This is a genomic window from Streptomyces longhuiensis (genome assembly GCF_020616555.1).
GTDB lineage: Bacteria > Actinomycetota > Actinomycetes > Streptomycetales > Streptomycetaceae > Streptomyces > Streptomyces longhuiensis.
The window spans coordinates 3,728,853-3,749,481 of the sequence record NZ_CP085173.1; the positions used below are offsets into that span (position 1 = coordinate 3,728,853).

Consider the following 20,629-nt stretch of genomic DNA (forward strand, 5'->3'; position numbering starts at 1 on the left):
CGTCATGGCCGGTACGACCCCGGGAACGCCCGGTACCCCGAGCGTCCTGCGCGCCATGAACGACCGGGCGGCCCTCGACCTCCTCGTCGCGCACGGCCCGCTGACCCGCACCCGGATCGGGGAGCTGACGGGTCTGTCCAAGCCCACCACCTCCCAGTTGCTCAGCCGGCTGGAAGCGGTGGGCCTGGTGCGCACCACGGGCAGCCAGACCGGCCGGCCCGGACCGAACGCCGTGCTGTACGAGATCAACCCCGGCGCCGCCCACATCGTGGCCGTCTCCGCGGACCCCACCGGGATCACCGCCGTGGTCGCCGACATCGCCGGAGCCGAACGCGGCCGCTGCCGTATCGAGGCCGTCGCCGTCGCCGACGACGTGCGCAACCGCACCGCCCAGCTCGTCGCCGAGGCCTTCGACGGCGCCCTGCGGATGGCCGGACTCGGCCACGCCGACATCACGGCCACCGTGATCGGCACCCCCGGCGCCATCGACCCGCACACCGGACAGCTCCGGTACGCCCCGCACCTGCCGGGCTGGCACTCGCGCACCCTGCTCGCCGAGCTCGCCGAGGTCCTCGGCACCCCTGTCTCCATCGATAACGACGTCAATCTCGCCGCCATCGCCGAGCAGTACGAGGGCGCGGCGCAGGACCACGACGACTTCGTGCTGGCCTACGTCGACGAGGGTGTCGGCGCGGCGATCGTGCTCGGCGGCGTGCTCCTGCGGGGCGCGACCGGCGGCGCGGGCGAGATCGGCTACATGCCGCTGCCCGGCGCCCCGCTGGCGCGCGGCGGCGAGGAGGAGATCGCCGGCGAGGACGCGGGGGGCGGGTTCCAGAGTCTGGTCGCCGCGCCCGCCGTGCGGCTGCTGGCCGGGGGCGCCAAGGACCTCGGCGAGGCCCTCGCCGACCCCGCCGTGCTCGACGAGGTGGCCCGCCGCCTGGCCACCGGGCTCGCCGCCGTCGTCGCCGTCGTCGACCCCGAACTCGTCGTCCTGTCGGGCCAGGTGGCCCAGGCCGGCGGCGAGGCGCTGCGCGTCCGCGTCGAACGCGAACTCACCGGGCTCGCCCTGCCGCGGCCCCAGCTGCGCATCAGCGATCTCGACGACGACCCGATCCTCACCGGTGCCCTGCGCTCGGCGCTCACCCAGGCCCGCGACATCGTCTTCGACACCAGCCACGTCTGACCCCCACCTCTTCCCCTCCCTCTCTCGCACCTCCCTCCAACTCCCGTACAGAATAAGGACGTTCGCCATGCCGCGATGGCGTATTCCCCTGCGTGCGCCCATGGCGCTCGCCGCGGCCGGACTGTTGCTGTCCGGCTGCGCCAACCCGAGCGTCGGCAGCGCCGACGACGACCCGACGAAGCCCGTGACGCTGAAGTTCTGGCACGGCTGGTCGGCTCCCGGCGAGGTGAAGGCGATCAACAACTCGATCGCCCGCTTCGAGAAGCTCCACCCGAACATCAGGGTGGAGTCCACCGGGAACGTCACGGACGCCACCATCAACCAGGCACTGCGGGCCGGCGGCGACGAGGCACCCGACGTGGTGACCTCGTTCACCACCAACAACGTCGGCCAGTACTGCGACTCCGGGATGTGGGCGGACCTCGACCCGTTCATGCGCAAGAGCGGCCTGGACAAGTCGAAGGTCTTCCCCAAGACCCTGCTGGACTACACGAGTTACGAGGGCGACCAGTGCGCCCTTCCGCTGCTCGCCGACGCGTACGGGATGTACTACAACAAGGACGCGTTCAAGGAGGCGGGCATCAGCCGGCCGCCGCGGACCATGTCCGAGTTCGAGGCCGACGCCAGGAAGCTCACGAAGCGCGCGGGCAACTCCTACCGGCGCGTCGGTTTCATGCCGAACTTCCGCCTGTACCAGAACAGCCCCGACCGGCTCTTCGCCCAGTGGGGCCCCACCTACTTCGACGCCAAGGGCGACTCGCGGCTCGCGAAGGACCCGTCGACGTACAAGTTCTTCGACACCGCCCACAAGCTCGTCGAGGCGCAGGGCGGATACAACGCCCTGGAGCGCTTCCGCACGTCCTTCGGTGACGAGATGTCCACGCAGAACGCGTTCATGAGCGGCAAGCTGGCGATGCACCTCGACGGCGAGTGGCGCGGCCTGATGATGAACGAGGCCAAGGTCGGCTTCGACTGGGGCGTGGCACCGCTGCCGGTCCCCGACGACCAGGCCGAGACGTACGGGCGCGGCTATCTCACCGGCACCGTCGCGGGCATCGCGCACAGCAGCAGGCATCAGAACGCGGCCTGGGAGCTGGTGAAGTTCCTGACCTCCGACACCGATCAGGTCGTCAGCTTCGCCAACGCGATCCACAACGTGCCGTCCACGTTCGCCGCCCTCAAGTCGCCGAAGCTGGACGCCGATCCGACGTTCCGCACCTTCCTGGGCATCGCGCAGAACAAGTACAGCCAGGTCATGCCGCCCTCCACCAACGGCGGCATGTACGTGACCTCGCTGCAGGACTTCTCGTACTCGGTCGAGGCGGGCAAGGTCCACGACCTCAAGAAGGGGTTGCGCGAGCTCGACCGGCAGATCGACGCCGACACCCTTCAGTCGAAGAGCTGAGGAGCGGGAGTCCCATCATGGCCCTGACACTGTCCAATCCCGCGCGGCGCAGACTGCGTACGCTCGGCTTCCTCTCCCCCTGGCTGATCGGCTTCAGCGCCTTCTTCGCGTACCCGCTGATCGCCACCGTCTACTTCTCGTTCATGCACTACAACCAGATCCAGAAGCCCGACTTCGTGGGCCTGCGGAACTGGAAGTACGTCTTCGAGCAGATGCCGCTGTTCGGTCCCGCCCTGTGGAACACACTGTGGCTGGTCGTCGTGATGGTCGCCCTGCGGGTGGTCTTCGGGCTCTCCCTCGGACTGCTCATCACGAAGATCAAGACCGGAGCCGGCTTCTTCCGCACGGCGTTCTACCTGCCGTACCTGGCCCCACCGGTGGCGGCGACCGTCGCCTTCGTCTTCCTGCTCAACCCGTCGACGGGACCGGTCAACGAGGTCCTCGCGCACGTCGGCATCACCGGACCGAACTGGTTCAACGACGCCAACTGGGCCAAGCCGTCCCTGGTGATGCTCTCGCTGTGGGGCATCGGCGACCTGATGGTGATCTTCATGGCCGCGCTGCTCGACGTGCCCAAGGAGCAGTACGAGGCCGCGGAGCTGGACGGCGCGGGCGCCTGGTCGAAGTTCCGGTACGTGACCTGGCCGTCGATCACTCCGATCGTCATGTTCGCCGTCGTCACCGGCGTCGTACAGACGATGCAGTACTACACGCAGGCCCTGGTCGCCGGAAAGATCGCCTCCGGCGTCTCCATCGGCCCCGGCAGCGTCATCCAGCCCGGCTACCCGGACCACTCGACGCTCACCGTCCCGCAGCTCGTCTACTCGATGGGCTTCCAGAACTTCAACACCGGCGCGGCGTGCGTCCTCTCGCTCGTGCTCTTCGCCATCGCCATGGCCGTGACCATGCTGCTCATGCGCAAGCGCTCGGGCCTGCTCGCGGCGGAGGACTGATCAAGATGACGTCTACGACACTCAGCCCCGTACCGACCGCGGCTCCCGCGGACGCCTCGCGTGAGCCCGGCCCCGCCGCCGCACGCGCCCGCCGCAAGCGCGTCCTGCACTGGATCGCCGTGCACAGCGTCGCGATCGCCGTCGCGCTGCTGTTCATCCTGCCGTTCGTGTTCGTCTTCCTGACGTCCGTGATGAGCGACAGCCAGGCGATGAGCGGCGACCTGTGGCCGGACTCCTGGCACTGGGAGAACTACAAGGCCGTCTTCGAGACCGACGGCTTCCTCGACTGGTGGAAGAACTCCCTGCTCTACGCGGGCCTCGGGACGCTGCTCACCGTGTGCTCGGCGATCCCCGTCGCCTACGCGCTCGCCAAGTTCCGCTTCCGCGGGCGCCGGACGGCGATGATCCTCGTCATCTCGACGATGATGCTGCCGCCGCAGGTCATCGTGATCCCGATGTACCTGGTGTGGGCCCAGCAGTTCCATCTGTCGGGCACGCTGTGGCCGCTGATCATCCCGATGGCGTTCGGCGACGCGTACTCGATCTTCCTGCTCCGTCAGTTCCTCCTGACGATCCCGAAGGAGTACATCGAGTCGGCGAAGGTCGACGGCTGCGGTGAGCTGCGGACCCTGCTGAAGATCATCGTGCCGATGGCCAAGCCCGGTATCGCCGCGATCGCGCTGTTCCAGTTCTTCTACTGCTGGAACGACTACTTCGGACCGCAGATCTACGCGGCCCAGAACCCGGCGTCCTGGACGCTGTCGTACGGCCTCGAGTCCTTCAAGTCCGCACACAGCGTCAACTGGAACCTGACGATGGCCGCGACACTCCTCGTGATGGCGCCGGTCTGCATCGTCTTCTTCTTCGCACAGAAGGCCTTCGTCGAAGGCGTCACCCTCACCGGAGTAAAGGGCTGAGAACCGATATGAAGCTCGCAGTGGTCGGCGGAGGGTCGACCTACACCCCCGAACTCATCGACGGATTCGCGCGGCTGAGGGACACCCTGCCGATCGAGGAGCTGGTGCTCGTCGACCCGGCGGCCGACCGGCTCGCACTGGTCGGCGGCCTCGCGCGGCGCATCTTCGCCAAGCAGGGCCACCCGGGCCGCATCGTCACCACCTCCGACGTGGACGCGGGCGTCGCGGACGCCGACGCCGTGCTGCTCCAGTTGCGCGTCGGCGGTCAGGCCGCCCGCAACCAGGACGAGACCTGGCCGTTGGACTGCGGCTGCGTCGGCCAGGAGACGACCGGTGCGGGCGGCCTCGCGAAGGCGCTCCGCACCGTGCCGGTGGTCCTCGACATCGCCGAGCGGGTGCGCCGCGCGAACCCGAACGCCTGGATCATCGACTTCACCAACCCGGTCGGCATCGTGACCCGCGCGCTCCTCCAGGCCGGGCACAAGGCCGTCGGTCTGTGCAACGTCGCGATCGGCTTCCAGCGGAAGTTCGCGCGGCTGCTCGACGTGACGCCCTCGCAGGTCCACCTCGATCACGTCGGCCTCAACCACCTCACCTGGGAGCTGGGTGTCCGCCTCGGCGGCCCGGACGGCGAGAACGTGCTGCCGCGCCTGCTCGGCGAGCACGGCGACGCCGTCGCCGAGGACCTGCACATGCCGCGCGCGATCGTGGACCGCCTCGGGGTCGTGCCCTCCTACTACCTGCGCTACTACTACCAGCACGACGCGGTCGTACGGGAGATGCGCACGAAGCCGTCGCGCGCCTCCCAAGTGGCCACGATGGAGCGAGAGCTGCTGGAGATGTACGGCGACCCGACGCTCGACGAGAAGCCGGAGCTGCTCGCCAAGCGGGGCGGCGCCTTCTACAGCGAGGCGGCCGTGGATCTGGCGGCGTCACTCCTCGGGGGCGGCGGCTCCCCGTACCAGGTCGTCAACACGTACAACAACGGGACGCTGCCCTTCCTGCCCGACGACGCGGTCATCGAGGTACAGGCCGCCGTGGACGGCAAGGGCACGCGCCCGCTGCCGGTCGCGCAGCTCGACCCGCTGTACGCGGGCCTCATCGCCAACGTGACGACGTACGAGGACCTGGCGCTCGAGGCGGCTCTCAGGGGCGGCCGCGACCGCGTCTTCAAGGCACTTCTCTCCCACCCCCTGGTGGGCCAGTACGAGTACGCCGAGCAGCTCACCGACCAGCTGATCGCGCACAACCGGGAGCACCTCGCGTGGGCATGACCGTCCTTGCCATCGATGCGGGGAACAGCAAGACCGACGTCGCGGTGGTCGAGGCCGACGGCACCGTCGTCGGCGCGGCCCGCGGCGGCGGGTTCCAGCCGCCCAAGGTGGGCGTCGAGGCCGCCGTCGACGTGCTCGCCGAGGCCGTCGACCGTGCGCTCGCCGAGGCGGGCACGAACACGGTGGGACACGTCTCCGCGTGCCTCGCCAACGCCGATCTCCCGGTCGAGGAACGGGAGTTGGCGGCGGAGCTGCGCACCCGTGGCTGGGCCGCCTCCGTCGACGTACGCAACGACACCTTCGCCGTCCTGCGCGCCGGGCTCCTCCAGGACTCCGAGCCGCGCGGCGTCGCTGTCGTGTGCGGCGCCGGCATCAACTGCGCCGGGATGCTGCCGGACGGGCGCACCGCCCGCTTCCCCGCGATCGGCAAGATCTCCGGCGACTGGGGCGGTGGCGGCGGCCTCGCCGAGGAGGCCCTCTGGTACGCGGCGCGCGCCGAGGACGGCCGTGGCGAGGCGACCGCCCTGATGCGCTCCCTGCCCGCGCACTTCGGGCTGCCCTCCATGTACGCCCTGATCGAGGCGCTGCACCTGGAGCGCATCCCGGTGCAGCGACGGCACGAGCTGACGCCGGTGCTCTTCGCGACGGCGGCGGACGGCGACCCGGTGGCCCGCGACCTGATCGACCGCATGGGCGACGAGGTCGTGGCCATGTCCGTGGTGGCCCTGGACCGGCTCGGCCTGCTCGACGAGGAGACCCCCGTGCTCCTGGGCGGCTCGGTGCTCGCCGCGCGCCATCCCCAACTCGACGACCGGATACGGGAGATGCTCACCGCGCGCGCCCCGAAGGCGGTACCGCGCGTGGTCACCGCCCGGCCCGTCCTGGGCGCGGCACTGCTCGGCCTCGACGCCGTGGGGGCGGACGAGAACGTGCACGCGCGCGTGCGGGCGCACTTCGGGGGGTGAGCTCGGGGGCCGAGCCGATCCCGGCCCCCGACCCCGACTCCCGATCCCGACTCCCCGGGGGAAGGTCCGCCGGAAAAGTGGCAGGGAACGTTTCGCCGGAACACGTCCTCTGGAGGGTGACGGTCACTCATCGCACCCTCCGGAGGACGCGCCCATGCCCACCGACCGCACCGCCCGCCGCGCCGCCGCGCTCATCGCCTCCGTACTGAGCTGCGACGGCCTGCTGCACCTCTGCTGGTCGACCGGATCGACCTGGCCCGCGCGCGACGTGACGAGCCTGTCGTACGCCGTCCTGGGCGCGGACGTGCCTTTCACCCCGCCCGTTCTGCTGCCGCTCGCCACCGTCCTGTTCTCGGCGAGCGGTGTCGTCGTGGCACGGGCGCGCCTGGACCGCCCGCACGCCCTGCTGCGCCTCGGCACGTGGGCGGTTGCCGCCGGCCTGTCGCTGCGGGGCCTCGCGGGGATCTACTGGCTCTTCACCAAGGGCCCTGGCACCGCGTTCTACTGGCTCAACCTGGGCGCCTACACGCCGCTTTGCGCGGTGCTCGCGACGGCCGCCGTCAGGGTCGCGCGGCCGGTGCTCGTCGAGCACAGGGAAGATGCCGTACGTGTCCGATGACGACGAAAGGGCCGCGACCGTACGTCTCGTGCGGGCGGCTCAGCGCGGCGACACCCTCGCCATGGCGCGACTCCTCGACGAACTCGCTCCCTACGTGGGGCGGATCTGCGGCCCCATCGCACTTGACCAGGGTGCGGACGCGGCCCAGGAGGCACTGGTCGCCGTGTTCCGTTCGCTGCGCTCCCTCAAGGACCCGGCGGCGGTGCGCGGCTGGGCCCGGGCCATCGCCGTGCGCGAGGCGGTCCGCGTCGCGCGGCGCTCGGCACGGGCCGTGCCCGCCGACCTGAGCGCTCTGCCCGCGCGCGGCGACCCCCAACTCGCCGCAGACATAAGGGATGTACTGGACCGGCTCTCCCCCGAGCACCGCGCGGTGCTCGTCCTGCGGGACGTGGAGGGCCTCGACGAACGGGCGGCCGCCGAGCTGCTCGGCGTGCGCGTCGGCACGGTCAAGTCCCGGCTGTCCCGGGCCCGTGACACCTTCCGGAAGGCGTGGACCTCATGACGCAGCCGCATCGGCCGCCCCAACCACCCCAGCCGCCGCAGTGGCCCCGGGCCGATCTCGACCCCGTACGCAGGCTGCACGCCCTCGCGTCCGGCATCGGCGGCGCCCATGTCACCGAGGGGCGCGTCGACGCTCCGTACGCGCGCGTGTGGGCCCTTCTGGGCGATCTGGAGGGCGAGTTCGGACGGATCACCCCCGATATGAGAGGGCTGCGGGTGCTGCGCCGCGACGGGGAGCGCGTGGAGGCCCTGGCCATCAGCAAGTACGGGATGCGGGCCCGCCTGCGCGGGGTGCACCGGCCGGGCTGGTGCTGGCTGCAGAGCCGGTTCCTGCTGGTGGGGGTCGCGGCGGCGCCCGACGGGGACGGGACCCGCGTCGCGTTCACCGGCGGGGTGCGGGTGCCGGGGCGGGCCGCGCTGGTGCCGCTGGGCGTACGCGTCGAGGGCCGCCGCAGCCTGGAGCGGCTCACCGCCCTGCTGTGACGGCACGAGCGGAGGGAACCGATCGGATGCGCCTCACGTGTTCAAGAGCGGGGTCGCACGACGGTGCGCGCGGGGGCGTTCGGCGTGGTGTGTTCGCGCGGGAATCCGAACAAGATCCAGTCAATGGCTGTGCGGATGTCAGTCCCTGCGGCAATACTTGCGGCCGTGCACCTTCGCCCGCGCTCCCCGCACGCCGGACGGAAGTGACGGACCGATGACCATGGGGGAGGTCGAGTGAACAACCCGCCGAACGGCAGCGCGGCGCCGCCGGGGACGGTCGGCGCGCCCACGATGCCGTCCGTGCCGCCGCAGGTACGGCCGCCGCACGCGCAGGGTCCGGAGCCCGCCGCGCCCGCGCGCAGCACCGCGTGGGCGGAGGGCGTCGACCGGGTACGCGCCGCGGCGACGACGGAGCCGGGGCGCCTGCGCATCATCGGCGCGGTACTGGCGTTGCTCGTCGTCGCGTTCGGCGCGGTCACGGCCTGGCAGATGTCCGACCGCTCGGCCGCCGCGGACGACGTCCTGCACAGCAGCCAGCCCCTGAGCGCCGACGCGGCGGACATCTACCGCTCGCTCGCCGACGCCAACACGGCGGCGTCCAGCGGCTTCCTGGCAGGCGGTCAGGAACCGGCCGAGACGCGGGACCGGTACGAGAGGGACATCAGGACGGCCGCGGCCAAGCTGGTGACGGCGGCGGCGAACTCGGACCCCGACTCCCCCTCCACGGCGGCCATCTCGAAGCTCAACAAGCTGCTGCCCCAGTACAAGGGCCTCATCGAGCGCGCCCGGGCGAACAACCGGCAGGGCTTCCCGCTGGGCGGCGCCTACCTGCGGTACGCGAACGAGACGATGCAGGAGCAGATGCTCCCCGCGGCCGAGGACCTGTACAAGAAGGAGAACGAGCGGCTCCGCTCGGACTACGACAGCGCCACGCCCTACCCCTGGGCCGCGATCGGGCTGGGCGTCGTCGCGCTCGGCGCGCTCACCTGGGCCCAGCGGCGCAACTACCGCCGGACGAACCGCGTGCTCAACCACGGCCTGGTCGCCGCGACCGCCGCGTCCACGGTCGTCCTCCTCTGGCTCGCCGTCGGCCACAGCGTCGCCCGCGCGGGTCTCGACGAGTCGTACGACCACGGGGTGCGCTCGCTGAACGTGCTGCACGACGCGCGCATCGCCTCCCTCAAGGCGCGGGGCAACGAGAATCTGACGCTGGTCAGCCGCGGCGCCGAGACCGTCGAGGTGAAGGGTGTGGCCAAGGACGCCTTCGACGTGGACTACCAGCACCAGATGAAGACGCTCGCCACGAAGCTCGGGGACGCGGCGAAGCTCGCCGACGACGGCACGGGCAAGCGGCCCGTGCAGGCCGCGGGTGACAACATGCGGGTGTGGCAGGACCGCCACAAGGACGCCCGCGAGCAGGACGACGCGGGCAACTACCAGGGGGCGCTCGACAAGGTGATCGGCTCCGCGCAGGACAAGCCGACCCGCGAGTGCTTCGACAACGTCGACAAGGAACTGCAGTCCGCCCTGAGGCACGAGCAGGCGGAGTTCAAGCAGGCGGCCACGGACGGGCGCGGCGCGATGACGGGGCTCCCGGTGGGCGCCGCCGTACTCGCCGTGCTGGGCGCGGCGGGCGCCGTGCTCGGCATCGGGCGCCGGCTTTCGGAGTACCGGTGAGAGGGGGCGGGACAGCCATGAGCGCACGACGTACGCGCATCAGCCTGCGCGGCTGGGGCGGTGTGGCGGCCATGGCGGTCGCCTGTGCCCTGACCGCGGTCCTCGCGCTGCTGCTCCCCCTGACCCGGGGCGCCGGCGGCGACGGGAGCACGGGCGTCGGCGGCCCCGGCCTGGCCACGGGTGTGCAGGCCAGGGCCGACAAGTGCACGGACCCGGAGCGCAGTCTGAAGCCGTCCGGCGACGAGTCGGGTGCCGCGGTCAAGGCCATCAAGGACCGCGGCTACCTCATCGTCGGCGTCGACCAGAACAGCTACCACTGGGGCTACCGCGACCCGAACAAGAAGTCCAGCGAGCTCGAGGGCTTCGACATCGACCTGGCGCACGAGATCGCCCAGAAGATCCTCGGCGACCGCGACCTGATCCGGTTCCGAGCGATCCCGACCAACCAGCGCATCCCGGCGATCAAGTACGGGAACGTCGACATGGTCGTCCGCACGATGACGATCAGCTGCGAGCGGCTCAAGGACGTCGCCTTCTCGACGGCGTACTTCCAGACCGGGCAGCAGGTGCTGGCGCCCAAGACCTCCTCGATCACGGGGTACGACAAGTCGCTCGCGGGCAAGCGGATCTGCACGGCGGCCGGCTCGACCGCCTTCGACCGTCTCGACGCGGACCGCAGGGCGGGCACGCTCGCCGCCGGCGCCGACATCTCCACGACGGTGCCGAACCAGCTGGACTGCCTCGTCCGGCTGCAGCTCGGTGAGGTGGACGCCGTGGTGACGGACAGCGCGCTCGCCGCGGGCCAGGCCGCGCAGGACCCGACGGTCGAGCTCAAGGGCACGCCGTTCACCAAGGAGTTCTACGGCGTGGCGATGAAGCGCGGCACGGACGACCTGGTACGCCGGGTCAACCAGGTCCTGGAGGACTTCCGCAAGGACGGCGGCTGGCAGGACTCGTACGACGCGTGGCTCAAGGACGGTCTCGGCGCGGCCTCCGGTCCGCCCGCACCGAAGTACAAGTAGCCCCGGCCGGGCGCTACTTGCGGCAACTGCACAGCGGCGGCCGACGGCAGTCGGCGGCAGCGACGTGAACGGAGAGGTGATCGATGGGCGTCACGGGACCCCCCGGTCCGGTGATGGACCGGGACGAGGTGGACCGTGCGCTGGCGCGGCTCGGCGCGGAGCACGAGGCGATCGAGACGTCACTGTTCGCCCTCCAGGACCACGCGGGCCGCAGGCTCCTCGAAGGCGCGCGGCTGACCGGCACCACTCAGGAGCGCTGGGCGGCCGCGGACCAGGCGATCACTCTGCTCTGGACGTACTTCGACGCGTACACGGCCACGCTGCGCTCCGCCCGTGAGATACGGGCGCGGCGCCGCTGGTCGAGCCGTGAGGACCTCGTCGAGCTGACCGAGCTGCTGCGCGGCGAGAGCGTGACCGTCGCCGGAAGCGGACCCTCCACGCCCGCGTCGCTCACCGGCCCCGCCCGGCTCAGCGACCGGTTCACGCTCGCCGACCTGGTCGAGCGGATGAACGACCTGTACGCGAGCTCGCTGGACATGGTGGTCGCCGCCGACGCCGTCTGGTCGGCGCTGCCCGCCCGCATAGATCTCCTCGCCGCCGAGCTGGGCCGCACGCGTCAGCTCGCGCACTCCGTCGGCGTACGTCCGGGTGAGCACCCCTCGGGCGACGACCTGGAGCGGATCACGCACGCGCTGACGCGGCTGCGGGAGGACGTCGTGTCCGATCCGCTGGCGTACTGGCGTTCCGGGAGCGGCAGTTCGGCGCCCGGCGGCGGCCGGCCCGACACGACGGCGTACGACCGTGAGGCGCGGGCGCTGGAGGAGGTGCGCCGGGAGATCGACGCGGTGCTGACCGTGCGGCAGGACGCCGAGGTCCGGCTCGGCAGGCTGCGGGACGTCCTCTCGCGCGCCGACCGCACGCTCGCCGAGGCGCGGTCCGCGCGCGGCGAGGTGCTCGCCAAGATCGCCGCGTTCGAGGTGCCCGCGGTCAGTGGCCCGCCGACGGCGCTCCAGGAGCAGCTCGCGACGGCGGCCGAGTACCGCAGATCCGCCCAGTGGCACCGGCTCTCGCCTCTTCTGGAGACGCTGGAGACGCGGGCCGAGGACGAACTCCTGCGGGCCCGGGAGTCGTTGACGGCGGTCACCCAGCCCCTGGCGGTCCGCGCCGAGCTGCGCGGCCGCCTCGACGCGTACAAGGCGAAGGTGGCGCGGCTCGGGTTCGCCGAGGACCCGCTGCTCGTGGAGCGCTACGACGCGGCCCGGCGGATGCTGTGGAGCGCGCCGTGCGATCTGCGGGCGGCCGAGGACGCGGTCCTGCGGTACCAGCGGGCGGCCGCCGACGTATTGGTCCCGCGGGTGCCCGATCAGGGCGGTCCCGCGGACCGGAGGGGGGAATCATGAGCGAGCAGCGGCAGTGCCAGCGTCCCGGATGCACGGGGTCGTACGAGGACGTGGGCGGCGGGGAGCTGTACTGCGACACCTGCGGACTGGCCCCGGTGGTCTCGCCGACGGGCATGGTGGCGTCGCCGCCGACGGGCGTCACGGTCGGCGGCCGTGGCTCCAACAGCTCCAGTGCGCGCAGCAGTTCGCGGTCCTCGCGGGCCAGCTCGCGCTCCTCGTCGCGTTCTTCGCAGTCGCGCCGGTCGGTTTCGGGCCGTCTGTCGCGGTCCCTGTCGGGGCAGTCCGGTTCGCAGGGGTCCCGGTCGGTGTCGGTGCGCAGTTCGGGCGCCTCGGCCGCGTCGTCGGGGCGCGGGCGCCTCGGCGTCGGCCTCGTCCAGGTGCCGGACGTGCCGCGGCCCGACCCGCGGGCGATGATCCAGGAGAACCCCGAGGTCCCCGAGCGGAAGCGATTCTGCTCGCGCTCGGACTGCGGGGCGCCGGTGGGCCGCGCGCGCGGCGAACGCCCGGGCCGCACGGAGGGGTTCTGCACGAAGTGCGGCCACCCGTACTCGTTCGTGCCGAAGCTGCGCACGGGCGACATCGTGCACGGCCAGTACGAGGTGGTGGGCTGCCTCGCGCACGGCGGGCTCGGCTGGGTCTATCTCGCCGTGGACCGCGCGGTCTCCGACCGCTGGGTCGTCCTCAAGGGTCTCCTCGACACGGGTGACCAGGACGCCATGGCGGCGGCGATCTCGGAGCGCCGCTTCCTCGCCGAGATCGAGCACGCGAACATCGTGCGCATCTACAACTTCGTCGAGCATCTCGACCAGCGCACCGGCTCCATGGACGGCTACATCGTCATGGAGTACGTCGGCGGCAAGTCCCTGAAGGAGATCGCCAACGGGCGCCGCACACCGGCCGGCAAGCGCGACCCGCTGCCGGTCGAGCAGGCCTGCGCGTACGGGATCGAGGCGCTGGAGGCGCTCGGGCACCTGCACAGCCGCAACCTCCTGTACTGCGACTTCAAGGTGGACAACGCGATCCAGACGGAGGACCAGCTCAAGCTCATCGACATGGGCGCGGTCCGCAGGATGGACGACGACGAGTCGGCGATCTACGGGACCGTGGGCTACCAGGCTCCCGAGGTCGCGGACGTCGGCCCCTCCGTCGCCTCCGACCTGTACACGGTGGCGCGCACGCTGGCCGTCCTGACCTTCGACTTCCAGGGCTACACGAACGTCTTCGCGGACTCCCTGCCCGACCCCGACAGCATCGAGGTCTTCCGCACGTACGAGTCGTTCTACCGGCTCCTCGTCCGCGCCACCGACCCCGACCCGGCCCGCCGGTTCGCGTCCGCGCAGGAGATGGCGGAGCAGCTGACCGGCGTCCTGCGCGAGGTCGTGGCCCTCCAGACGGGCCGTCCGCGCCCGGCGCTGTCGACGCTCTTCGGGCCCGAGGTCAAGGTCACGGACACGGAGTTGTTCGCGCAGCTGACGGGCGAGGTGTCGCGGCTCGGGGTCCGGACGGAGCCGGTGCGGCGGAAGGGGCGGGGCGCGCGACAGGCCCCGTCCGCGCTCCCGTCGGCCGGCGTGCCCACCGCGCTCCCGGGCGCCCCGGGCACTCCTGCCTCCCCCGGCTCCCTCGGATCTCCCGGCTCGCTGGTGAAGCCCCTCAACGCCGCCGCCACCGCGCTCGCGCTCCCCGTGCCGAGGGTCGACCCCGGCGACCCGAACGCCGGGTTCCTCGCGGGACTCATGGCGTCCGCGCCGGGCGAGCTCATCACCGCGCTGCGCGCCGCGCCCGCCGCCTCCGTGGAGCTGCGCCTGCGCGAACTGCGGGCCCGCCTCGAAATGGGTGAACTGGTCTCCGCCGCCCACGCGTTGACGGAGCTGGAGGCGCAACACCCGGACGACTGGCGGGTCGTCTGGTACCGCGGGGTGGCGGCGCTCGCGACCGGCGACCACACGAACGCGGCCCTGTCGTTCGACGCGGTCTACGACGCGTTCCCGGGCGAGCCCGCCCCGAAGCTCGCGCTCGGCGTGTGCGCGGAGGTGCTCGGCCAGCTGGACAACGCGGCGGAGTACTACCGCCTCGTCTGGGCCACCGACCCCAGCTATGTGAGCGCCGCGTTCGGCCTGGCCCGGGTGCAGCTCGCCGCGGCCGACCGGCACGGCGCCGTGCACACCCTGGAGTCCGTACCGGAGTCGTCGATCCACTACACGGCGGCCCGGGTCGCCGCGGTGCGGTCCAGACTGCGGCAGCGGATGGCGGAGACGGCCGTCGCGCACGGGCCGCTGCTCGACGACCTGACGGCCGCGGCGGGCCAGGTCGAGGCGCTGGACGGGTTCGGCCTGGACGCGGTGCGCCGGGAGCAGTTGTCGACCGAGGTCCTTGGCACCGCGCTCGACTGGGTACTCTCCGGTAGTCAAGGTTCCGCTCCGCGCCAGGGACCCGTGAGGACCCTGGTGCTGGGGAACGATCTGGACGAGCGGGGGCTGCGACTGGGCCTCGAGCGCTCGTACCGGACACTGGCCAGGCTCGCTCAGGTTGGCGAGGAGAGGATCGAACTGGTGGAGCGGGCGAACCGTTACCGTCCACGGACGTGGGTGTGAGTTGATGTCGCAGATGCCTCGGCCGACGGCCATGTCGACGTGCCCCAGCTGCGAGGAGCCCCTCGAGTCGGGCGACCGCTTCTGCGGCGCGTGCGGGTACGACCTGTCGGCGGTACCGGCCCCGCCGGACCACCTGCCGACGGTCACGCCGGCCGCGGACGGGACCCCGCCCGCGCAGGCGCCCGCCGTGGACTGGCCGTCCGCCCCCGAGCTCGACAGCTCCGACACCCCGGCGCCCGTGCATCTGCCCACCGATCTGCCGGGCACCGACTCGGGCGGCTCCGAACTGCCGTCGGCCGTACGCTTCGACGGGGTTCCCGAGCAGGCCGGTGAGTCCGCCGTCTCCGGCGACTACACGCTGCCCGCGCCCGATCCGCGTACGGCGCCGCCCGAGGCGCTCGCGACGCCGCCCGCGGGCACGAAGCTCTGCGTGGCGTGCCGGGCCGGGCACGTCGACCAGGACGGCTACTGCGAGAACTGCGGGCACGCGCAGCCGCGCGAGCGCGATCACATGGAGCAGGAGCTGGGCGCGGTCGCCGCGGTCAGCGACCGCGGGCTGCGCCACCACCGCAACGAGGACGCGTTCGCGATCGCGTCGGCCGCGCTGCCCGACGGGACACCGTCCGTCGTCTCGATCGTCTGCGACGGCGTCTCCTCGGCGACCCGCCCCGACGAGGCGTCCCTGGCCGCGTCGCGCGCCGCGAGCGAGGCGCTCCTGGAGTCCCTGCCGCGCGGCACGCATCCGCAGCAGGCCATGCACGACGCGATCGTCGTGGCGGCCGAGGCGGTCAACGTCCTGGCGCAGGAGTCCGGTTCGTCCCGCGAGCACGCCCCACACCAGAACGCGCCCGCGTGCACGCTGGTCGGCGCGATCGTCGCCAAGGACCTGCTGATCGTCGGCTGGGTCGGCGACTCGCGCGCCTACTGGGTGCCCGACGACCGCACGGCCCCCGCCGCCCGCCTCACCGAGGACGACTCGTGGGCGGCACAGATGGTCGCCGCGGGCCTGATGAACGAGGCGGAGGCGTACGCGGACGAGCGCGCGCACGCCATCACGGGCTGGCTCGGCGCGGACGCGTACGAACTGGAGCCGCACACGGCCTCGTTCAAGCCGGACCGCCCCGGCGTGGTCGTGGTGTGCACCGACGGGCTGTGGAACTACGCGGAGGCCGCGGAGGAGATGGCCAGGGTCATCCCGGCCGACGCGGCGCACCGGCCGCTGCACAGCGCCCAGGTCCTCGTGGGCCACGCGCTCGACGGCGGCGGCCACGACAACGTAACAGTGGCCGTGCTGCCGTTCCCCGTCCCGCCGCAGGGGGCAGGATCGGCCTAGGCCGCACGGCGCGGGGAAGTCGCGCGGCCGTCGGGGAAGTTCCGCGTAGGCACACGAAGGTGCAGGGGGGACCAACAACCATGGCCAAGTTCGCGAAGTCGAGCGTTCCGCAGTTCTCGGTCGACGTCTATCAGAACGAGTTCCTGCCGGAGGGCGGCCGCGAGGTCAACGCGATCGTGACCGTGACGTCGACGGGCGGCGGCGCGGTCGGCGGCGCGGTGGCCGCCCCGCAGTTCTACGCCGCGGGCCGAGGGGCCGACGCGGCGGTCGCGCTGATGGTCGACTGCTCGGGCTCGATGGACTACCCGCCGACGAAGATGCGCAACGCCCGTGACGCCACGGCCGCCGCGATCGACGCCCTGCGCGACGGGGTGCACTTCGCCGTGATCGGCGGGACGCATGTCGCGAAGGAGGTCTTCCCGGGCAACGGCCGGCTCGCGGTCGCCGACGCGCAGACCCGTGACCAGGCCAAGCAGGCGCTGCGCAAGCTGTCCGCGGGCGGCGGCACGGCGATCGGCACCTGGCTGCGCCTCGCCGACCGGCTGCTGTGGGCCGCCGACGTCCCCGCGTCCTCGGTGCGTCACGGCATCCTGCTGACCGACGGGCGCAACGAGCACGAGTCGCCCGAGGACCTGAAGGCCGCGCTCGACGCGTGCGCGGGCCGCTTCACGTGTGACGCGCGTGGCGTGGGGACGGACTGGGAGGTCAAGGAGGTCACGGGGATCGCCTCGGCCATGCTCGGCACCGCCGACATCGTCGCGGACCCGGCCGGCCTGGCCGCCGACTTCACGCGGATGATGGAGACGGCGATGGGCAAGGAGGTCGCGGACGTCGCGCTGCGGCTGTGGACCCCGCTCGGCGCGGAGATCAAGTTCGTGAAGCAAGTGGCGCCCACCGTCGAGGAGTTGACGGACCGTCGTGTCGAGGTGGGGCCCCGCGCGGGCGACTACCCGACGGGTTCGTGGGGCGACGAGTCCCGCGACTACCACGTGTGCGTACAGGTCCCGAACGCCGAACTCGGCCAGGAGATGCTGGCCGGCCGCGTCTCGCTCGTGATCCCGGGCGCCGACGGCGGCGCGCAGACCCTCGGACAGGGACTCGTACGGGCCGTGTGGACGGACGACATGACGGCGTCCACGTCGATCAATCCGCAGGTCGCGCACTACACGGGTCAGGCGGAACTGGCACAGGTCATCCAGCAGGGCCTGGATGCCCGCAAAGCGGGCGATGCGGACGGGGCGACCGCCAAGCTGGGACGCGCGGTGCAGCTCGCCGCGGCCTCCGGGAACGCGGATACGGCCAAACTGCTCTCGAAGGTGGTGGACGTGGTCGACGCCGCGGAAGGTACTGTTCGATTGAAGGCCAAGGTCGCCGAGGCCGACGAAATGACCCTCGAGACCCGGTCGACGAAGACTGTCCGTGTCAAGAAGTGATGACGTAGCGAAGTAACGGAGGGGGAAGCGCCGACATGCCGACCTGCCCGAACGGACACCAGTCGGGTTCCGACGACTGGTGCGAGGTCTGCGGTCACCGCATGGCCGGTGCCGTACCCCCGCCCCCTCCGCCGCCGCCCCCGGCCGCCGGTTACGGCTACCCGCAGGGTGGCCAGACCCCGCCTCCCGGCTACGGCTACCCGCCGCCGGGGAACGCGGGGCAGTCCGCTCCGCCGCCGCCCGGCGCCGGCCCCGAGCTGTGCCCGCAGTGCCGCACGCCCCGTGAGGGCGGCGCGCCGTTCTGCGAGGAGTGCCGGTGGAACTTCCTGACGAACACGGCCACGTCCTACACCCCGGCCGCGCCGAACCCGCCGGCTCCCGGTCCCGGTCAGGGACCCGCCGGCCCGAACCCGGCGCTCCGCTTCCAGCAGCCGCCGCCCGGTCCCGGAGACTCGTTCGAGTACCAGGGCTCGCGGCCCTCGCAGATGAACCGGCCCGCCGAGCCGATCCCGCCGTTCGGCGGCGGCCCGGCACAGACCCCGCCGCCCCCGCCGGGCCCCCGTACGGGTGGCGCCCCGCAGGCGTTCCAGCAGCCGGGTCCGCCGGCCCCGCCCGCGTTCCCGCAGGAGACCGGCCGCCCGCAGGGTCCGCCGCCGCCTCCGCCGAGTCCGTCGTTCGGCGGCGGTGACGACTGGGTGCTCTCGCCCCCGTCGGCGCCGGCGCAGCAGGGTCAGGGTCCCGGCGCGACCGAGGCGCCGGGCGGCCCGCAGGGCTTCCCGCCACCGCAGCAGACCCAGGCCCCGCAGGCGCCCCAGGGTTTCCAGCAGCAGCCGGTGTCCTGGAGCGCGACGATCGGCCCGGACCGTGAGTACTTCATGGCGATGATGCACCGCAGCGGGCCCGAGGCCTCGGGCCTGAACCTGCCCGCGTACTCGCCCGAGCAGCAGCGCCGGCTCACCGGGAACCAGATGACGATCGGCCGTCGCCGCCACTCCACGGGCGACACCCCCGACATCGATCTGTCGGTGCCGCCGGAGGACCCGGGCGTCTCGCACCAGCACGCCGTGCTGGTGCAGCAGCCGGACGGATCATGGGCGGTCGTCGACCAGAACTCGACGAACGGCACCACGGTCAACGGCGGCGAAGATCCCATCCAGCCCTTCGTCCCCGTGCCGCTCCAGGACGGCGACCGGGTGCACGTGGGCGCCTGGACGACGATCACGATCCACCGGGGCTAGTCGCTACATCCGGTCGGGGCGCAGTGACCAGGCGTACGGCCCTTCGGGGTCGTCCAGCCAGGCCCACTCGTGCTCGCCGCTGACCGTGATGCCGAACCGTTCCCGCACGGGCCGTCCCTCCCGCTCCCACAGGGCGAGGGCCTCGTGCGGGTCGAGCCGGCCCGCGGTCAGCGAGAGCAGGAACCGGAAGAGGTCGTCGGCGAGCACCCTGCGGGGCAGCCCGCCGATGTGCTGCACCGGTTCCTCGCCCTGCGTCCCGCCGCGCAGGGGCACGAAGTAGGCGGGCGTGTGCAGGAAGCGGCCCTCGGCGTGGCCCGCCTCGCGCACCGTGAGCAGGACCAGGCCGGTCGCGAGGGGCGCCAGGATGCGCGCACCGGGCCGGCACTGCGCGGGCCAGGCACTGGGCACGGCCCGTAGCGCGCAGGTCGCGATGATCCGGTCGTACGGGGCGTGCTCGGGGCAGCCGGCCGCGCCGTCGCCCGTGACGACATGGGGCCGGAAGCCCGCCGTGGCGAGGTGCCGGCGCGCGGACTCGGTGATCTCCGGGTCCAGATCGACGGTGGTGACGTTCTCGTCGCCGGCGCGGCGGGCGAGCAGCGCGGCGTTGTATCCGGTACCCGCGCCGATCTCCAGGACCCGGTGCCCCTCGCGTACGTCCAGCTCGACGAGCATCCGTGCCATCAGGGACGGCTGGCTGCTGGACGACACCAGCTCCCCGTCGCGCACCCGGGTCGCGAGCGGCTCGTCGGCGTAGGCGCCGCGCAGCCAGCGCTCCCGCTCCCGCGGGTCGGGGTCCTCGCTCCACAGCCGCCGGTAGCCGCTCGGCGCCGGAAGGTAGTAGTAGGGCACGAACACATGGCGCGGGACCTGCCCGAACACCTCGCGCCAGGCCGGGTCCCCGTCGAAGGCCCCGCTCACGGCGATCTCCCGCACGAGCGCGGCCCGTGCCGCGTCGGCTCCCGCATCCGGGTCCGTGCCCTGTGCGCCCATGGGTCCACTGTGCTGTGCCGGAGGCGTAAGAGCGAGCCCCCGTCCGGGGTGTAGTCGGATGCGAGGGGCCGGCCCGATCCGAACGAGAGGCCCTACGCCTCAAGTCCTCGTCCGGGTCGTCTGAGACGATGGACACGTGCTGCATTTCCCGGGGGACGACCCCCGGGCCCCCGGCCGGAAAGGCATCGGGGTGACCCGAGCGAGAGTTGTGAGGCCCACCGACGTGACCGAGATTCCGCGCGGCACGCTTCAGGAGCAGACCTTCTACGAGCAGGTCGGCGGCGAGGAGACCTTCCGGCGCCTGGTCCACCGCTTCTACGAGGGGGTCGCCCAGGACCCGCTGCTGCGGCCGATGTACCCGGAGGAGGATCTGGGTCCGGCCGAGGAGCGCCTCACGCTGTTCCTGATGCAGTACTGGGGCGGTCCCCGCACCTACAGCGACAACCGGGGCCACCCGCGCCTGCGGATGCGGCACGCGCCGTTCGCCGTGGACCGGGCGGCCCACGACGCGTGGCTGCGGCACATGCGCGACGCCGTCGACGAGCTCGGTCTGTCCGAGGAGCACGAGCACACGCTCTGGAACTACCTGACGTACGCCGCGGCCTCGATGGTGAACACCGAGGGCTGAGACGCCGTTATCCGGCG

The 20,629-nt window shown here is 72.3% G+C and carries 18 protein-coding genes; 17 read left to right on the forward strand and 1 reads right to left on the reverse strand.

Going from position 1 to position 20,629, the window contains the following annotated elements; translation table 11 throughout:
• Positions 1 to 4: 4 nt before the first annotated feature.
• The 16 genes from LGI35_RS17290 (at position 5) to LGI35_RS17365 (ending at position 18,994) form a co-directional block, all read left to right on the forward strand.
• Positions 5 to 1,183, forward strand: coding sequence for an ROK family transcriptional regulator (locus tag LGI35_RS17290; protein ID WP_227294701.1), 1,179 nt, complete (start codon positions 5 to 7; stop codon positions 1,181 to 1,183).
• A 67-nt stretch (positions 1,184 to 1,250) separates the two neighbouring features.
• The gene (locus tag LGI35_RS17295) at positions 1,251 to 2,588 is read left to right on the forward strand and encodes an ABC transporter substrate-binding protein (protein WP_227294702.1); all 1,338 of its coding nucleotides are present in this window, start codon (positions 1,251 to 1,253) and stop codon (positions 2,586 to 2,588) included.
• Between the two features lie 17 nt (positions 2,589 to 2,605).
• On the forward strand, positions 2,606 to 3,541 hold the full coding sequence (locus LGI35_RS17300) for a carbohydrate ABC transporter permease (protein ID WP_227294703.1): 936 nt from the start codon (positions 2,606 to 2,608) through the stop codon (positions 3,539 to 3,541).
• Positions 3,542 to 3,546: 5 nt separating this feature from the next.
• Positions 3,547 to 4,458 carry a carbohydrate ABC transporter permease gene (locus LGI35_RS17305; protein WP_227294704.1) on the forward strand — a complete coding sequence of 304 codons (912 nt, stop codon included), beginning with the start codon at positions 3,547 to 3,549 and terminating at the stop codon, positions 4,456 to 4,458.
• Positions 4,459 to 4,466: 8 nt separating this feature from the next.
• Positions 4,467 to 5,732 (forward strand): 6-phospho-beta-glucosidase, encoded by a 1,266-nt coding sequence (locus LGI35_RS17310; RefSeq protein ID WP_227294705.1) that lies wholly within the window; start codon positions 4,467 to 4,469, stop codon positions 5,730 to 5,732.
• On the forward strand, positions 5,729 to 6,697 hold the full coding sequence (locus LGI35_RS17315) for an N-acetylglucosamine kinase (RefSeq protein WP_227294706.1): 969 nt from the start codon (positions 5,729 to 5,731) through the stop codon (positions 6,695 to 6,697). The genes LGI35_RS17310 and LGI35_RS17315 overlap by 4 nt, the downstream gene beginning before the upstream one ends.
• A 154-nt stretch (positions 6,698 to 6,851) precedes the next feature.
• Entirely contained in the window at positions 6,852 to 7,316 is a 465-nt protein-coding gene (locus LGI35_RS17320) for a DUF3995 domain-containing protein (RefSeq protein WP_227294707.1), read from the forward strand.
• The gene (locus LGI35_RS17325) at positions 7,306 to 7,818 is read left to right on the forward strand and encodes an RNA polymerase sigma factor (protein ID WP_376597824.1); all 513 of its coding nucleotides are present in this window, start codon (positions 7,306 to 7,308) and stop codon (positions 7,816 to 7,818) included. Before LGI35_RS17320 ends, LGI35_RS17325 begins: the two co-directional genes overlap by 11 nt.
• The gene (locus LGI35_RS17330; RefSeq protein WP_227294709.1) at positions 7,815 to 8,300 is read left to right on the forward strand and encodes a hypothetical protein; all 486 of its coding nucleotides are present in this window, start codon (positions 7,815 to 7,817) and stop codon (positions 8,298 to 8,300) included. Before LGI35_RS17325 ends, LGI35_RS17330 begins: the two co-directional genes overlap by 4 nt.
• 291 nt (positions 8,301 to 8,591) lie before the next feature.
• A complete protein-coding gene (locus tag LGI35_RS17335) occupies positions 8,592 to 9,977 on the forward strand; it encodes a hypothetical protein (protein ID WP_376222454.1) in 1,386 nt (461 codons plus the stop codon).
• Positions 9,978 to 9,994: 17 nt separating this feature from the next.
• Complete coding sequence (locus LGI35_RS17340) at positions 9,995 to 10,999, forward strand: glutamate ABC transporter substrate-binding protein (RefSeq protein ID WP_227294711.1); 1,005 nt, start codon at positions 9,995 to 9,997, stop codon at positions 10,997 to 10,999.
• An 83-nt stretch (positions 11,000 to 11,082) separates the two neighbouring features.
• Positions 11,083 to 12,399 (forward strand): coiled-coil domain-containing protein, encoded by a 1,317-nt coding sequence (locus LGI35_RS17345; RefSeq protein ID WP_227294712.1) that lies wholly within the window; start codon positions 11,083 to 11,085, stop codon positions 12,397 to 12,399.
• Positions 12,396 to 14,990, forward strand: a complete 2,595-nt coding sequence (locus tag LGI35_RS17350; protein WP_227294713.1) for a serine/threonine-protein kinase — start codon at positions 12,396 to 12,398, stop codon at positions 14,988 to 14,990. The genes LGI35_RS17345 and LGI35_RS17350 overlap by 4 nt, the downstream gene beginning before the upstream one ends.
• A 4-nt stretch (positions 14,991 to 14,994) precedes the next feature.
• Positions 14,995 to 16,323: a protein phosphatase 2C domain-containing protein gene (locus LGI35_RS17355; RefSeq protein WP_227294714.1), complete on the forward strand. Its 1,329-nt coding sequence runs from the start codon at positions 14,995 to 14,997 to the stop codon at positions 16,321 to 16,323.
• Positions 16,324 to 16,403: 80 nt separating this feature from the next.
• Positions 16,404 to 17,756 carry a vWA domain-containing protein gene (locus LGI35_RS17360; protein WP_227294715.1) on the forward strand — a complete coding sequence of 451 codons (1,353 nt, stop codon included), beginning with the start codon at positions 16,404 to 16,406 and terminating at the stop codon, positions 17,754 to 17,756.
• Positions 17,757 to 17,791: 35 nt separating this feature from the next.
• The gene (locus LGI35_RS17365; RefSeq protein WP_227294716.1) at positions 17,792 to 18,994 is read left to right on the forward strand and encodes an FHA domain-containing protein; all 1,203 of its coding nucleotides are present in this window, start codon (positions 17,792 to 17,794) and stop codon (positions 18,992 to 18,994) included.
• Positions 18,995 to 18,997: 3 nt separating this feature from the next.
• On the opposite strand, the gene LGI35_RS17370 is transcribed toward LGI35_RS17365, so the two are convergent.
• Positions 18,998 to 19,984 (reverse strand): methyltransferase domain-containing protein, encoded by a 987-nt coding sequence (locus tag LGI35_RS17370; protein WP_227294717.1) that lies wholly within the window; start codon positions 19,982 to 19,984, stop codon positions 18,998 to 19,000.
• 223 nt (positions 19,985 to 20,207) lie between these two features.
• Here LGI35_RS17370 and LGI35_RS17375 point away from each other — a divergent pair, with 223 nt between their 5' ends.
• On the forward strand, positions 20,208 to 20,612 hold the full coding sequence (locus LGI35_RS17375) for a globin (protein ID WP_227294718.1): 405 nt from the start codon (positions 20,208 to 20,210) through the stop codon (positions 20,610 to 20,612).
• Positions 20,613 to 20,629: the final 17 nt, after the last annotated feature.